At 67.0% G+C, this 14,383-nt stretch carries 16 protein-coding genes; 10 read left to right on the forward strand and 6 right to left on the reverse strand.

The features are described 5' to 3' along the window. Positions 1 to 99: 99 nt before the first annotated feature. From BOSE46_RS05125 to BOSE46_RS05155, 7 genes are all read left to right on the forward strand, one after another. Positions 100 to 1,353, forward strand: a complete 1,254-nt coding sequence (locus tag BOSE46_RS05125; protein WP_159538887.1) for a serine hydrolase — start codon at positions 100 to 102, stop codon at positions 1,351 to 1,353. After that, on the forward strand, positions 1,350 to 1,994 hold the full coding sequence (bluB, locus tag BOSE46_RS05130; protein WP_159538889.1) for a 5,6-dimethylbenzimidazole synthase: 645 nt from the start codon (positions 1,350 to 1,352) through the stop codon (positions 1,992 to 1,994). Before BOSE46_RS05125 ends, bluB begins: the two co-directional genes overlap by 4 nt. 29 nt (positions 1,995 to 2,023) lie before the next feature. Further along, positions 2,024 to 2,536 (forward strand): hypothetical protein, encoded by a 513-nt coding sequence (locus tag BOSE46_RS05135; RefSeq protein WP_159538891.1) that lies wholly within the window; start codon positions 2,024 to 2,026, stop codon positions 2,534 to 2,536. 39 nt (positions 2,537 to 2,575) lie between these two features. Then, a complete protein-coding gene (locus BOSE46_RS05140; RefSeq protein ID WP_159538893.1) occupies positions 2,576 to 3,394 on the forward strand; it encodes a dioxygenase in 819 nt (272 codons plus the stop codon). Between the two features lie 93 nt (positions 3,395 to 3,487). Continuing rightward, complete coding sequence (locus BOSE46_RS05145; protein WP_201299527.1) at positions 3,488 to 3,907, forward strand: DUF4234 domain-containing protein; 420 nt, start codon at positions 3,488 to 3,490, stop codon at positions 3,905 to 3,907. Between the two features lie 79 nt (positions 3,908 to 3,986). Beyond that, a complete protein-coding gene (locus BOSE46_RS05150) occupies positions 3,987 to 4,775 on the forward strand; it encodes an MBL fold metallo-hydrolase (RefSeq protein WP_159538895.1) in 789 nt (262 codons plus the stop codon). Positions 4,776 to 4,975: 200 nt separating this feature from the next. Then, positions 4,976 to 5,158, forward strand: coding sequence for an excalibur calcium-binding domain-containing protein (locus BOSE46_RS05155; protein WP_201299528.1), 183 nt, complete (start codon positions 4,976 to 4,978; stop codon positions 5,156 to 5,158). Positions 5,159 to 5,207: 49 nt separating this feature from the next. Here BOSE46_RS05155 and BOSE46_RS05160 read toward each other — a convergent pair whose 3' ends face one another. Next, positions 5,208 to 5,594 (reverse strand): co-chaperone YbbN, encoded by a 387-nt coding sequence (locus BOSE46_RS05160; protein ID WP_159538899.1) that lies wholly within the window; start codon positions 5,592 to 5,594, stop codon positions 5,208 to 5,210. 83 nt (positions 5,595 to 5,677) lie between these two features. Beyond that, on the reverse strand, positions 5,678 to 7,351 hold the full coding sequence (locus tag BOSE46_RS05165) for a protein kinase domain-containing protein (RefSeq protein ID WP_159538901.1): 1,674 nt from the start codon (positions 7,349 to 7,351) through the stop codon (positions 5,678 to 5,680). Between the two features lie 90 nt (positions 7,352 to 7,441). Here BOSE46_RS05165 and BOSE46_RS05170 point away from each other — a divergent pair, with 90 nt between their 5' ends. Together BOSE46_RS05170 and BOSE46_RS05175 are read left to right on the forward strand one after the other, a co-directional pair. Continuing rightward, positions 7,442 to 8,554, forward strand: coding sequence for a sorbosone dehydrogenase family protein (locus BOSE46_RS05170; protein ID WP_159538903.1), 1,113 nt, complete (start codon positions 7,442 to 7,444; stop codon positions 8,552 to 8,554). Between the two features lie 80 nt (positions 8,555 to 8,634). After that, positions 8,635 to 8,811, forward strand: a complete 177-nt coding sequence (locus BOSE46_RS05175) for a hypothetical protein (protein WP_159538905.1) — start codon at positions 8,635 to 8,637, stop codon at positions 8,809 to 8,811. A 113-nt stretch (positions 8,812 to 8,924) separates the two neighbouring features. Here BOSE46_RS05175 and BOSE46_RS05180 read toward each other — a convergent pair whose 3' ends face one another. Together BOSE46_RS05180 and BOSE46_RS05185 are read right to left on the reverse strand one after the other, a co-directional pair. Then, a complete protein-coding gene (locus BOSE46_RS05180; RefSeq protein WP_056214575.1) occupies positions 8,925 to 9,128 on the reverse strand; it encodes a cold-shock protein in 204 nt (67 codons plus the stop codon). A gap of 214 nt (positions 9,129 to 9,342) precedes the next feature. After that, positions 9,343 to 9,753, reverse strand: a complete 411-nt coding sequence (locus tag BOSE46_RS05185; RefSeq protein ID WP_159538907.1) for a CAP domain-containing protein — start codon at positions 9,751 to 9,753, stop codon at positions 9,343 to 9,345. A gap of 308 nt (positions 9,754 to 10,061) precedes the next feature. Between BOSE46_RS05185 and BOSE46_RS05190 the strand changes: the two genes are divergently transcribed. Next, on the forward strand, positions 10,062 to 12,440 hold the full coding sequence (locus tag BOSE46_RS05190; RefSeq protein WP_236551616.1) for an immune inhibitor A domain-containing protein: 2,379 nt from the start codon (positions 10,062 to 10,064) through the stop codon (positions 12,438 to 12,440). A 163-nt stretch (positions 12,441 to 12,603) separates the two neighbouring features. On the opposite strand, the gene BOSE46_RS05195 is transcribed toward BOSE46_RS05190, so the two are convergent. Then, positions 12,604 to 13,869, reverse strand: a complete 1,266-nt coding sequence (locus tag BOSE46_RS05195; protein ID WP_159538911.1) for an MFS transporter — start codon at positions 13,867 to 13,869, stop codon at positions 12,604 to 12,606. Continuing rightward, entirely contained in the window at positions 13,859 to 14,284 is a 426-nt protein-coding gene (locus BOSE46_RS05200; RefSeq protein WP_159538913.1) for a MarR family winged helix-turn-helix transcriptional regulator, read from the reverse strand. The genes BOSE46_RS05195 and BOSE46_RS05200 overlap by 11 nt, the downstream gene beginning before the upstream one ends. Positions 14,285 to 14,383 lie beyond the last annotated feature (99 nt).

Below are 14,383 nucleotides of genomic sequence, written 5' to 3' on the forward strand. Positions count from 1 at the left end.
ACGCGGCGTCAAGGTGAGCGCTGGGCGAACAACAACCGTTCCCTAGTGAGGCCGCCTGCGGCCGAGCGGGAGCGAGCTCTGCGAGCGAAGGGTGGTGAGGTGATCAGCTCGCCCGAGCCTCTCGTCGTACGCCCCTTCGGTCGCTCGTTCCTCGCTCCCTCCCGCGACTTCGTCGCTAGGGGCCGGGCCCTCGGGCTGGGGGCCGAGTGGGATCGTGGGGGAGTGCTGATCGGGCGGGTTCTTGCTGTGGGGACGATGCTCGTGGTCGCGGCGTGCACCGGCGAGGACCCGGACGACGAGGTCAGCGTGACACCCGTGACGTTGCCGACCGTCACCGCTGTGCCAGACGCCTTCCCGGGGAAGAGCTGGCAGCGCGCGGAGCAGGGCGACTGGTCGAAGCTCGATGCGACCCTCGGACGTACGGGCTCGACGTGTGTCGCGGTGATCAAGAACGGAGAGCTGGTCCACGACGCGTACTGGAACGGTGGCAGCGAGCATGGACCCCACCGGGTCTACTCGATCACCAAGTCATTGACCGCGCTGCTGCTCGGCATGGCCGCGGACGAGGGTTATCTGACGCTCGACGACACGGCCTCGGAGGAGATCGACGAGTGGCGGATCGGCGCAGCCACCGAGGTCTCCATCCGTGACCTGCTCTCGATGACGTCGGGCCGGCACTGGGACGAAGCAGCCGACAACCGGATGATCCGCGACGAGGCGGACAAGACGACGTACGCGGTGAACCTCCCGCAGGACCGCCCACCGGGCACGAAGTGGGTCTACGACAACTCGGCCGCGCAGGCCCTGGAGTCCGTGCTCGACGACGTCTACGAGACCGGCGACGTGGCCGACATCGCCGAGGACCGCCTGCTCGATCCACTGGGCATGCGCGACACGACCTGGGCTCGCGACCAGGCCGGCAACGCGCTGACGTTCTCCGGCGTCGAGTCGACGTGCCTCGATCTCGCCCGCGTAGGTCACCTCATGCTCAACCGCGGGTCGTGGGACGGCAAGCGGCTCGTCTCGGCCGGCTTCGTCCAGCAGTCGACGCGGCCGTCGTCCGACCTCAACGCCGCGTACGGGCTGCTCTGGTGGGTCAACGGCGAGGGGCGGATCGTCGAGGTGCTCCGGCAGGCCGGCTACGCGACGGACAAGCCGCCGCACGAGGGCCGGCTCGCGCCGAACGTGCCCGACGACGCGTTCTGGGCGTACGGCTATGGCGACCAGTACGTGGCCGTCGTGCCCTCCGAAGGCGTTGTTGCCGTACGTCTGGGAGCCCGGCCCGCGAGCCCCGACGACCTGACGTTCGACGGCTTCACGAGCGGCGTCCTCAAAGGTCTGGGCGTCGAGTGACCGATCACGCGTACGACAAGGAGGACCTTGAGGCGGTCTACCGAGTCATTGCCGAGCGGCGCGACATGCGGCACTTCGCGGGTGGCGCGGTCGACGAGGACGTCCTCGCCCGGCTGCTGTCGGCGGCGCACCAGGCGCCGAGCGTGGGGCTCATGCAGCCGTGGCGGATCGTACGTGTGACAGATCCGCAGCTGCGTCAGGCGCTTCACGACCATGTCGAGGTCGAACGCCGGCACACCGCCGAGGCGATGGGGGAGCGCGCTGAGGAGTTCATGCGGCTCAAGGTGCAGGGCATCCTCGACTGCGCCGAGGTCCTGGTGGTCGCCCTGGGCGACGACCGCGAGCGGCATGTCTTCGGCCGACGGACCATGCCGCACATGGACCTCGCATCGGTGTCGTGCGCGATCCAGAATCTCTGGCTGGCCGCCCGCGCCGAAGGCCTCGGCATGGGGTGGGTGTCACTGTTCGTGCCGGACGAGGTCGCCGGGTTGATCGGTGCGCCGGAGGGCGCCGAGCCGGTCGCGATCCTGTGCCTCGGACCCGTCGATGCGTTCTACGCGCGGCCCATGCTCGAGCAGGAGAGCTGGACCACCGTACGTCCGTTGGACGAGCTGCTCGGCGAGAACTCCTGGCCCATCTGACTGTCAGACCTCGGTGCTTGAGTCGGGGTATGGAGCCCGATGAACCCGGATGGCAGCTGCTCGACGACTTCTTCGCCAAGGAGGCGTCGGGACGCGCCGAGGCGACCGTGCGGCGCTACGTCCGCGTACGCGACCGGCTGACGCGGTTCCTCGACACCGGTGACATGAGCCCATGGCTCGGCAGCGAGCCGGGGACGCTGCTCTCCGCGGAGCGTGAGTTCCACGAGAGCGGTGCGTTCTGGCAGCTGTTCAGTGCAGACGAGCTGGTCTGTGCGCTGCCCGGCTTCCTCCTGGAGCCATGGATGCCCGATGGTCTGGGCGAGGCGCGCACGCAGATCAGCCTGGTCTCGCGCCTGCTCAGTCACCTGAGCCGCAAACGGTTGATCGACTTCTCGGTCGTACGATGCGCCTATTGGGAGGCCGAGGCGGCGGTCAAGCAGGCACGGGTCGATCTCGAGGGCCGCTCGGCGACACGCGAGCCCGACGAGTGGGCACAGGAAATGCCTCTTCGCTTCAGGCAGGAGCCGGGACCGCAGTGGTGATGCTATAGTTGAAGCATCAACTAATACAGGAGCGGCACGATGGCGAACTACTCGATCTCAGACCTCGACAACCGGCTGACCCCCAGCCCGCTGATGCCTGTGCTCTTCGTCGGCCACGGCAACCCGATGCACGCCATCGCCGACAACTCCTACACACAGAAGTGGGCTCAGGTCGGTCAGGGCCTGCCCGACGCGCAGGCCATCGTCGTGGTCAGTGCGCACTGGCTGACGCCGGGGCAGACCCACATCACCGACGCACCCCGCAACAAGATCATCTATGACTTCGGCGGATTCCCCGACGAGCTCTACCGCGTGCAGTACGACACCGTCGGTGACGAGGACGTCGCGAGGCTCCTGGCCAAGCAGCTCATCGAGTACGAGGCCGAGCTCGACAAGCAGTGGGGCCTCGACCACGGCACGTGGAGCGTGCTCAGGCACCTCGCGCCTGCTCCGGAGGTGCCGGTCCTGCAGATCAGCATCGACTACGCGATGCCGCTGCCGGAGCTCTTCCAGCTCTATGGCCGCCTGCGTGCCATGCGCCGCCGCGGTGTCGTGTTCATCGGCAGCGGCAACATCGTCCACGCCCTCAACCGGGTCAAGTGGGACGGCGGCAGCGCCTGGGACTGGGCCGAGCAGTTCGACGCCGACACCGCCGTGGCGCTCCGCGACCGCGAGATCGGCAAGCTGGTCAACCCCTACGCGACGTGGTCCGAAGCGCGCATCGCGGTGCCGACCGACGACCACTATCGGCCGATGGTCGCCGCGTTGAGCCTGCTCGAGGAGGGCGAGGACATCGAGTTCTTCAACGACGAGATCGACATGGGCGCCATCAGCATGAGGTCGTTCATCTCGGTCTGATGACGAAGGCGTCAAGTTGCGACAAAACGACGCGGCAGAGGCAGCGGACGCGCTACGGTTTGGCGTTCGATCCGCCAAGCCAGAGGAACTCTTGTGTCCAACTTCGATCCGCCCGCTTCACCGCCGCCTCCGCCGGCGTACGCGCCGCCCCCAGCCGCAGGCCCGCCGGGCCAGATCCGCGGCACCGGCATCTCGATCCTGCTCTACATCGTGACGCTCGGCATCTACGGCTGGGTCTACTTCTTCAAGACCCACGATGAGATGAAGCGGCATTCGGGCGACGGCCTCGGTGGAGGCATCGCACTCGTCCTGGCCATCTTCGTCGGATTCGTCCTTCCGTTCACGATGGCCAGCGAGGTGGGCAATCTCTACAAGCGGGCCGGCCGCGCCGCGCCGGTCTCCGGCGTGACGGGTCTGTGGATCCTCCTGCCGATCGCCGGTGCGATCGTCTGGTTCGTCAAGACCAACGGTGCCCTCAACGAGTACTGGAAGTCGCAGGGCGCGACCGCCTGAGCACCTTCTGACCGACGGGCCGTTCACCATCTCAGGATGGTGGGCGGCCCGTATGCTCGTGGCCACCCAAGGAGCCGACATGACTGCTGTCACCATCACCCACATCGGCGGCCCAACCGCGCTGATCGAGTTCGACGGATGGCGGATCCTGACCGATCCGACGTTCGATCCGCCGGGCAAGCGCTACTTCTTCGGGTGGGGCACCATGTCGAGCAAGGTCGTCGGCCCGTCGGTCGCCCCTGAGGCGCTCGGCCCGATCGATGCCGTGCTGATCAGTCATCACCATCACGCCGACAATCTCGACCCGACCGGAGTCTCGATGCTGCCGAAGCTTGGCACGGTGCTGACGACCAAGAAGGCGGCGACCCGGCTCGGCGGTGGTGCCATCGGCCTCGCCGCATGGGACACCTGGACCCTCGAGGCGCCCGGCAAGCCCACGATCACGGTCACCGCGACCCCGTGCCAGCACGGGCCGGTGGCACTCAACCCGATCACCGGACCGGTGGTCGGGTTCGCCCTCACCTGGGAGGGACAGGAGCACGGTGCGCTCTGGATGACCGGCGACACCGTGCTGTTTCGTGGGTTGCGTGATGTCGCCTCACGCGTGGACGTCGGCACGATGCTGATGCATCTGGGGGCCGTGCGCTTCCGCTACCTCACCGGCTGGTTCCGCTACACGATGGACGCCCGGCAGGGCGCGGAGCTGCTCGACATCGTCAAGCCATCGGCTGTCGTGCCAGTGCACTACGAGGGCTGGACGCACTTCCAGCAGGGCCGCGACGACGCCGAGCAGGTGCTGGCCAGCTCGCCCTACGCCGAACGCATCACGTGGGTCGACCCAGGCGGCTCCACCGTCATTTCGGTCTGACTCGACGATCGCCGGACATGGCTCCCTTGAGCCATCTTTCGGCAAAGCCACACGTGGCCTCCCGCGGTGCCGGAAGATTCGAGGCGCACTGTCACAACGGGAGGGAATCCGCCATGTTTCGAAAGCTCGTCATTGCCTGTTGCGCGTCCGCGCTCAGCGTTGGAGTCATCGCCGCTACGTCTTATCCAGCAGAGGCAGCGGTGAAGAAGTACAGCAACTGCAAGAAGCTCAACAAGGACTACAAGCACGGTGTCGGCAAGCCCGGGGCCCACGATCACACATCCGGGACGCCGGTCACCAACTTCACCCGCAACAAGGCGGTCTACACGAAGAACAAGGCACGAGACCGTGACAAGGACGGCATCGCCTGCGAGAAGAAGTGACACCGCCGCGTGTCAGGCGCTGGTGCACCTGACACGCGGCGTGGTCGGCTCAGGCCTGGCGCGCCTCGGGCGCGTCAGCCTCCTGGGCGGCGATCTGACGACGTACGTCGTCCATGTCGAGGTCCTTGACCGCCGTGATGATCTGCTCGAGTCCGGCGGCCGGGAGGGCGCCGGGCTGTGAGAACACCAGGACGCCGTCGCGGAACGCCATCAGCGTCGGGATCGAGGTGATCTGCGCGGCGGCGGCCAGCTCGCGCTGGTCCTCGGTGTCGATCTTGCCGAAGACGACGTCGGTGTGCTGCTCGCTCGCGGCCTCGAAGACCGGGCCGAACTGCTTGCACGGACCACACCACTCAGCCCACCAGTCGACGAGGGTGATGCCCTCAGCGCCGATGACGTCGTCGATGGTGTCCTTGGTCAGGGTGACGGTGCTCATGACTGCCTCTCATAGGAAAACTCCGTACGCACTGTTCAACGGTACGACCGTGGTGGGCATTCCCGGGCCCTCGGCGAGGGTGCTCAGGGGTTGGCCGGCTCCGCCGTGGTCGGCGAGGTCGTCGTGGGCGCCGGCGAGGGACTCGTCTTCCCGGGTTTGGCCGGCCCGGTCTTCCCGCCCTTCTTGCCGGAGTCCTTCTTGTCCTTGTCGGGCTCCTTCTTGCCCTTGCCTTCGCCCTTCTTGTCGTCCGGGGGCGCCGGTACGCCGTTGGCGACCGTGAGACTCACGGTCGCGCCTGCCTTGGCGGTGGTGTCGGGATCGACCGAGATCACGGTGCCCGCGGCCTCGTCCGACGGCGCAAAGGCCTTCGATGGTGTGAGCCCCAGCTTGGTGAGCACGGCCGCCGCCTCGTCGTACGTCGCTCCGACAAGCTTGTCGACCGGTATGCGTACTCGACCGGTCGCGACGGAGAGCGTCACGGTGCTGTCCTCGTCGGCCTCGGTGCCCGGCGGGGGCGTCTGGCGCACGACCTCGCCGGCCTTGGCGTTCGCGACATCGACCTTCCGCACCCTGGCCACCAGGCCGGCAGCATCCAGCTTGCTCTTCGCGGCGCTCACGGACGTGCCCTTCACGTTCGGCACGGTCACGGTGTCGCCGCCACCGCCGAGCAGCAGCCAGCCGAGAGCCGCAGCGACGAGAACGAGCAGGACCGAGCTGAGCAGCACCATGGGTCGCCGTGAACGCCTGCGGCGCACATGCTCGGCCGCGACAGCGCTGCCGACCGGTGCACCCACGAGCGTCGCGGGTCCCGCGTCGTCGTCGGCACCGACATCGACGGGCCGCTCGACGATGCCCGGCAGCGTGGTGCCGGGCATGGCCGCGGCGTCCGGCATGGTCGGCTCTCCGGTGAGGGCCGGGGCATGGCCCGGAGGAGCCGGGATAGACGTCGCCAGCGCGGCCGCCTGATTGGCGACGACGATGCCCGAAGCGGGGCGAGCGCTCGGCTCCTTGGCCAGCATCCCGTTGACCAGAGCGGTGGCGTCGGCTGGGACGTTGTCCGGCAGGGCGGGCGCGTCGTCCTGGAGGTGGGCGAGGGCCGTCGCGATGTCGCTGTCGCGATGGAACGGCAGATTGCCGCTCAGGCAGGTGTAGGCCACGACGCCGAGGGAGTAGAGGTCCGAGGCAGGAGTGGCCGTACGGCCGGCAGCCTGCTCGGGGCTCAGGTAGTCCGCGGTGCCGACGAGGGCGCCGGTCTGGGTCAGGGGCTCGCCGCCGGCCGCGTGGGCGATGCCGAAGTCGACGAGCATGACCCGCCCATCCGGCGTGACGAGGATGTTGCCCGGCTTGAGGTCGCGGTGGACGATGCCGGCCTCGTGCGCGATCTGCAGTGCGGCGGCGATCTCGGAGACGATCGCCATCGTCTCGCCGGTCGACAGCGAGCCGCGCTCAGCCAGCAACGCCGACAACGGGGCGCCGTCGATCAACGGCATGACGAGGTAGGGGACGGGCTTGCCGTCCTCCTCGTCCTCGCCGTAGTCGAAGACGTCGACGATGCCCGGGTGGTGCAGCTTGCCGGCCAGCTGCGCCTCGACCCGCAGTCGTGCGCGGATGTTCTCGTCGTCGGCCAGGTGCGGCCGGATGATCTTGATCGCGACGGTGCGATCGAGGACCTCGTCGTGGCCTTGCCAGACCTCGCCCATGCCGCCGCCGCCGATGAGCTTGTCGAGGCGGTAGCGACCGCCGAGCAGAGGGGGCATCCCTCAAGATTAGGAGCAGATCGGCGACTTCTCATGTCGAGCGGAGCTGACGCACTGTCGCATCGCAGCTGCGAAGGGCATGATCGTTCCATGGAGCGTCGAACCCTGCTGACCGGCTTCGCGGCGATCGGGGCTGTGGCCCTGGTGGGGTGCGGGAGCGACGACGACAAGCCGCGTCCCACGCGCACGCCGTCGAAGACCCCGACCACGACCGCCACGACGACGCAGACCCCCACGAGCATCGAGCCCAAGATCGCCTCGACCATCGCCACGGGCCTCAACGTGCCGTGGGACATCGTGTTCCTCGAGAGCGGCGACGCCCTGGTGTCACAGCGTGACGTGGGGTCGATCGTCCGCATCTCGACCGACGGCAAGGTCACCAAGGTCGGCGATGTCGACGGCGCATCGGGCGGGGCCGGGGGAGAGGGCGGCCTGCTCGGCCTGGCGCTCGCGCCCGACGACGAGTCGACGCTCTATGCGTACGTCTCGACCAGGTCGGACGACCGCGTCGTACGCCTGACCCTCGACGGCGACTCGATCAAGTCCCAGAAGCCGATCCTCACCGGCATCGCCATCGGGTCCCGTCACCACGGCGGGCGCCTGCTGTTCGACGGCGACGGAGCCCTCTTCGTGTCGACCGGCGACGCAGGCAACGGCCCACTCGCGCAGGACAAGAACTCGCTCAACGGCAAGGTCCTGCGCATCACCCGCGACGGCAAGGCGGCGCCGGGCAACCCGTTCGGCAACCGCACGTGGTCCTACGGACATCGCAACATCGAGGGTCTCGCCTACGACGCGGACGGCCGCTTGTGGGCCACGGAGTTCGGCGACAAGGCGTTCGATGAGCTCAATCTCATCGAACGTGGCGGCAACTACGGCTGGCCCGGCGTCGAGGGCAAGTCGGACGACGACGACCTCGTCAACCCCAAGGTCACGTGGGGCACCGACGAGTGCTCGCCGGCCGGCCTGGCGATCACCCGGTCCACGGCGTTCCTGGGAGCGCTGCAGGGTGAGTGCATGTTCGCCGTGCCCCTCGACGGGAAGAAGGCCGGCAAGCCCAAGGCTTACTTCAGCGGCGACCACGGGCGCATCCGCAGCGTGACCGCGGCGCCCGACGGCTCGTTGTGGGTCACCACGAGCAACACCGACGGTCGTGGCGAGCTGCGCGCCAAGGACGACCGGATCCTGCGCGTCACGCTCTGAACCTACCGATTGGTAAGGGTTACGCCGCGGCAAACATGAGGTTATCCTCATGTCAACGCCCGTGAGCAGAGGAGAGCCCCATGGACGAGTCCACGTTCGAGATCGATTCGGAGCAGGTTGCCGAGACCTCGGCCCGTTTCCCGGCTCACCGGCTGGCCCCGCGGCACGCGAAGCCTGACACCGACGTGACCTATCTCGAGACCGCGCCGAGCGCCGAGTTCGGCCGCCACGCGTGGGACGAGGGCGGACACCTCTGAGCAAGCCCCAGACAAGCGAAAGCCCCCGGAGCCATGCTCCGGGGGCTTTCGTCTGACCTACTTACAGGGGCCTGCAAGCCGGCCCCTCGGCTCTCGCGAGCCGTTCGGCCTACTTACAGGGGCCGGATGTTCGCGGCCTGCAGGCCCTTCTGGCCCTGCTCGACGTCGAACTCGACCTTCTGGTTCTCGTTCAGCGAGCGGTAGCCGCTCGACTGGATCGCGCTGAAGTGCGCGAAGACGTCTTCGCTGCCGTCGTCAGGGGCGATGAATCCAAAGCCCTTGTCAGCGTTGAACCACTTGACGGTTCCTGTTGCCATGTCCTACTCCTCTTGGCGAGTTCACTCACGACTTTCGCGAATGACTGTCGCGACGTACATCCAACCTTCGTGAAGAACAGACACCCCGAGAGGAACTCTTATTCATTCTTGCGGCCCAACGTCGTGCAACTGCCGACAAGCCTAGGGCACAGCGAACCCCCCTTGGGAAGTGTTCCGGGTCGTGAATCGAAAAATTCACGACCCGGAAACTCCGCTACCTGGTGCCGAACACCTGCGACACCCACCAGACGCCATTCTTGTCCTGAACCGCGCCGACGCCGATCCACCGCATGTTGCCCTTCAGCAGGTTGGCTCGGTGTCCCGGTGATTTCATCCAGGCGGTGACGACGGATCTGCCTGACGAGAAGCCGTACGCGATGTTCTCCGACACGCTCGTGAAGTCGCACGCATCGAGGATCGTGCCCATGTTCTGGTGCTTGAGCTTGCGGTGACTCGCAAGCCAGGCCGCCTGCTTCTCGGCGTACCGGTCGGCGCACGTCTGTGGCTTGACCGGGTGCTTGTCGTGCGCCTCTCGTTTGACGTTGGTCCATCGGATGGTCTCGGACTCGTACGTTGCCGAGGTCAGCGCCGATGCCGGCGTGAACGTGAGGATCATCAGGATCATCACACCTCCCGCGAGCGCGCGCGGGTTCAGTATTTTTTTCATTGGGTTCTCCCTCCCGCTCTACACGATAGGACACGGCCGGGCAGGGGCGGGCGAATTCGGCGGCTTGTACGTTTGGTGACTAGTCACGAAGGACTAGTCACCTATAGCCATGCTGTCCAAATGTCAAGACTGCCGTTCTACCTGAAAATTACCTAAGTTGACTTCGTTGTGCCGCGCGCGCCTCACGAGGGCGTGCGCACCAGCAGGCCGGGCAAATCCGCCCGGCTGCTCACTCGAAATGGGAAACAGGGGGAACAGTGAAGCGTGTGACCTCAGGCCTCGTCGGCCTTGCACTCGCGGCCGCATTCGGTACGGCTTATGCCGCGCCGGGTTCCGCATCCGCAGCACCACCCGTCTCCGGCAGCGACCGGGTCACCAACAAGCAGGACGAGCTCAAGAGCCCGATGGAGGACAAGCGACGCGCACTGCGCGAGTCGGCCATCACCGGCGTCCTCAACGGTGACCTCAAGCCGGTCGAGAAGGACGGCAGCACCGTCGTCAAGGTCGGACGCGGCACCAGCCCCGCTGACGCTGCTCGCGCAGGCAACAAGAAGTTCCGCAAGAACTTCAAGGCCCGCGCCGGCGCCAAGCAGCAGGACCAGTACGTCGAGCTGTCGCAGGAGCGTGCCGACAAGATCTTCGTGATCCTCGCTGAGTTCGGCAACCAGCGTCACCCTGACTACCCGGACGTCGACACCGATCCGGACACCCCCGGACCCACGACCTTCGAGGGCCCGCTGCACAACAAGATCCCTGAGCCCGACCGCACCAAGGACAACTCGACGGTGTGGCAGGCGGACTTCAACCGCAAGCACTACCAGGACCTGTACTTCAAGAAGAACGCCGAGTCGCTCAAGACGTACTACAGCACGCAGTCGTCAGGTCGCTACTCCGTCGACGGCACGGTCTCGGACTGGGTCAAGGTGCCCTACAACGAGGCTCGCTACGGTCGCGAGGACTCCGGCACCTGGTACCTCATCCAGGACGCGGTCACCGCATGGATCGCGCAGCAGAAGGCGGCCGGCCAGACTGACGCCCAGATCAAGACGGCGCTGCAGGCGTACGACAAGTACGACCGCTACGACTACGACGGTGACGGCGACTTCAACGAGCCCGACGGCTACATCGATCACTTCCAGATCGTGCACGCCGGCGGCGACGAGGCCGACGGCGATCCGCAGCAGGGTGAGGACGCCATCTGGTCGCACCGCTGGAACGCCTTCCTGACCGACGCCGGCATCACCGGCCCGGACTACAACCGTCTCGGCGGCACCCAGATCGGCAACACGGGCATCTGGATCTCCGACTACACGGTGCAGCCCGAGAACGGCGGCCTGTCGGTGTTCGTCCACGAGTACGGCCACGACCTCGGTCTGCCGGACGCGTACGACACCAGCGGTGGCGGCGACAACTCCAACGAGTACTGGACCCTCATGGCCCAGAGCCGGCTCAACGCCAAGGGCGAGCCGCTCGGCACGCGTCCCGGCGACATCGGCGCGTGGGAGAAGCTGCAGCTCGGTTGGCTCGACTACGAGGCGCTGAGCACGCACCAGAAGAAGACGATCAAGCTCGGCCCGCAGGAGTACAACACCAAGAAGGCGCAAGGCGCTGTCGTGGTGCTGCCCAAGAAGACTGTCGTCAAGAACAACGGCGCTCCGGCGTCGGGCAGCAAGCAGTTCTTCTCCGGCTCCGGCGATGATCTGGCCAACTCCCAGACGACGGACGTCGACCTCACCGGCAAGTCCGGCGGAGTGCTGACGGCCAAGGTTCGCTACTCGATCGAGCAGGGCTACGACTACGCGTACGTCCAGGCCTCGACCGACGGCGGCACCAACTGGAAGTCGCTGGACGGCACGGTCGGCGGCACGGCGATCGGCGATGACACCTCGGGCAACCCGGGTCTCAGCGGCGACCAGGCGACCTGGGCGGACCTCAACGTCCCGCTCGGGGCGTACGACGGCCAGAAGATCAAGCTGCGGTTCTACTACAAGACCGACGGTGGTCTGGCCAAGGCTGGTCTGTACGTCGACGACATCGCGATCAAGGCCGGCAGCGAGACGCTGCTGACCGACGGTGCCGAGACCGGTGGACCGGCGTGGACGTTCGACGGATTCTCGATCGTGGGAGCCACCACGTCGAGCCTCGCCGACAACTACTACGTCATGGGTCACCGCTCCTACGTGAGCTTCGACAAGTACCTGCTGACCGGCCCGTACAACTTCGGCTTCACCAACACGAAGCCGGACTGGGTCGAGCACTACAAGTACGGTCACGGCCTGTTGATCTCCTACTGGGACACCTCGGTCGGCGACAACAACACGTCGGAGCACCCGGGCACGGGTCGCAACCTGCCGATCGACGCCAACCCGGAGCCGATCATCAACATCGCAACGGGTGCACCGTGGCGTGCGCGGATCCAGATGTACGACGCGCCGTTCTCGCTGCACAAGGCCGACTCGATGACGCTGCACACCAACGGTGTCGCCAGCTACATCCGCGGCCAGAATGCGAAGCCGTTGTTCGATGACACCAAGAAGTACTGGTACGCGGAGCTGCCGAACCACGGCGTCAAGCTGCCGGCTGCTGGTGTCAAGGTGCGGGTGCTCGAGGAGAACGGCACCTCACTGAAGGTCAGGTTCAACTGATCTAGACCCGAGCCCGGGACCATGCTTCAGGGGATGCGTGGCCCCGGGCCAGGAAGAAGGCCCGGGTGTGCAGCGCAGTCATGCGTTGCACACCCGGGCTTTTGTGTGGAGCCGCGGCGCCCGCTCTGACCTGGGAAGTGGGACGCCGCGGCGGCTCGAGGGATCAGCGGGCTGTCATGACCTCGTCGATCGCGCCTGATGCGCCGCCGAACTCGTCGGCGACCTCGCCACTCACGTCGTCGTCACCGTGGCCGGCGAGGCTGCGATCGGCCTCGGCGAGGAGCGTGCGACCGGAGGCGAGGACCCCGATCGCGACGAGCACCGTGATCGCGCCGATCGCGAACGGCACGTGCACGTTGAAGTGCTCGACGAGCTTGCCTGCGGCGAACGGGGCGAGGCCACCGCCGATGAATCGCACGAAGCCGTACGCCGCGGATGCGACGGGCCGTTCGACCGGCGAGACGGTCATGACGGCCTGGGTCATCAAGGTGTTGTTGATGCCGATGAAGATGCCCGCGGCGATGACGCAGCCGATCATCAGCACCTGGTTGGTCGGGCTGACCGCCATCACGGCGAGGTCGATCGCGAACAGGCCCAACGAGCCGTAGAGCGAGGCGGCGGTGCCGAACCGGGCCTGCAGCCATGGCGCACCGATGACCGAGAAGAACGCGACGAGCACGCCCCAGCAGAAGAACACCCAGCCGAGTGCCGTGATCGACAGGCCCATCGGGAACGGGGCATAGCCCAGCATCGTGAAGAAGCCCCAGTTGTAGAGCAGCGCGGTGACGCTCATCGTGAGCAGGCCGCGGTGGCCGAGGGCTCGCAACGGTGCGCTGAGCGACGTACGGTGCTCCGGCTTCGGCGTGGACGGGAGCAGGAAGAACGTCGCGACGAGGGCGATGGCCATGAGCACCGAGACGCCGTAGAACGGTCCGCGCCAGCTGATGTTGCCGAGCACGCTGCCGACGAGCGGACCGGCGGCGATACCCAGGCCGAGCGCGGCTTCGTACAGGATGATCGCGCCGGCGAAGCCGCCTCGGGCGCTCGCCACGATCGCGGCGAGGGACGTCGCGATGAACAACGCGTTGCCCAGGCCCCAGCCGGCGCGGAACGCGACGATCCCCGAGATGGTGTCGGTCGACCCGGCGAGGGCAGCGAACGCGACGATGATGACGAGGCCGGTGAGCAGTGTCCGCTTCGCGCCGAGGCGGCTGGAGACCCAGTTGGTGACGAGCATCGCGACTGCGGTCACCACGAGGTAGCTGGTGAAGAGCAGGGTCACCTGGCTCTCGGTGGCGTCGAGCTGGGTCTTGAGCGCCGGCAGGATCGGGTCCACGAGACCGATGCCCATGAACGAGATGACGCAGGCGAAGGCGACCGCGTAGACGGCCTTGGGCTGCTTGAACAAGGTGGCGTTGTCAGACGACATGGAGCTCCGTGACGTTGTAGAGGGCGGGAAGTGCCGCCTCGAGGGCGGCGAGCTCGTCAGGGGACAACCCGGCGAGCCGGTCGAGAATGATGGCGTCCTGCGACGCGCGCCTCCGATGCAAGGCCTCGAGACCCAGCGGGGTGATGTCGATCAGGGCGACACGGCCGTCGCGGGCATCGGCCTTGCGGGTCACGAGGCCGGCTGCCTCGAGACGCTGCACGAGCCCGGTCATGGCCGGCTGCGTCACGACCTCGCGCTCGGCGAGCGTCGTGATCCTCAGTGCGCCCTCCCGGGAGAGCCAGGAGAGGGTCGAGGCGGCCGTACGGCTGAGGGAGTCGGTGCGCGTCGACCGCAGGAGCGCTCCCGCGAACTCGCGGAGTCCGCGGGCGAGATGGTCCAGATCAGGTTGCGGCATGCAACCAAGTGTATGACAGGGTTATGCAACGTTCAACTTGTGGCGTGGCGCAGGGGTTGCCACAGCTCTCGTGCAGGGATTCACTGAGCCCAGCGCATC

Origin of the sequence: Aeromicrobium sp. 9AM, assembly GCF_902506105.1 — a bacterium.
GTDB lineage: Bacteria > Actinomycetota > Actinomycetes > Propionibacteriales > Nocardioidaceae > Aeromicrobium.

Coding starts and splice junctions, on each gene's coding strand:
- BOSE46_RS05135 (WP_159538891.1), top strand. CDS start 2,024: ATGGAGCCCGATGAACCCGGATGGCAGCTGCTCGACGACTTCTTCGCC.
- BOSE46_RS05140 (WP_159538893.1), top strand. CDS start 2,576: ATGGCGAACTACTCGATCTCAGACCTCGACAACCGGCTGACCCCCAGC.
- BOSE46_RS05150 (WP_159538895.1), top strand. CDS start 3,987: ATGACTGCTGTCACCATCACCCACATCGGCGGCCCAACCGCGCTGATC.
- BOSE46_RS05160 (WP_159538899.1), bottom strand. CDS start 5,594: ATGAGCACCGTCACCCTGACCAAGGACACCATCGACGACGTCATCGGC.
- BOSE46_RS05165 (WP_159538901.1), bottom strand. CDS start 7,351: ATGCCCCCTCTGCTCGGCGGTCGCTACCGCCTCGACAAGCTCATCGGC.
- BOSE46_RS05170 (WP_159538903.1), top strand. CDS start 7,442: ATGGAGCGTCGAACCCTGCTGACCGGCTTCGCGGCGATCGGGGCTGTG.
- BOSE46_RS05175 (WP_159538905.1), top strand. CDS start 8,635: ATGGACGAGTCCACGTTCGAGATCGATTCGGAGCAGGTTGCCGAGACC.
- BOSE46_RS05180 (WP_056214575.1), bottom strand. CDS start 9,128: ATGGCAACAGGAACCGTCAAGTGGTTCAACGCTGACAAGGGCTTTGGA.
- BOSE46_RS05185 (WP_159538907.1), bottom strand. CDS start 9,753: ATGATCCTGATGATCCTCACGTTCACGCCGGCATCGGCGCTGACCTCG.
- BOSE46_RS05195 (WP_159538911.1), bottom strand. CDS start 13,869: ATGTCGTCTGACAACGCCACCTTGTTCAAGCAGCCCAAGGCCGTCTAC.
- BOSE46_RS05200 (WP_159538913.1), bottom strand. CDS start 14,284: ATGCCGCAACCTGATCTGGACCATCTCGCCCGCGGACTCCGCGAGTTC.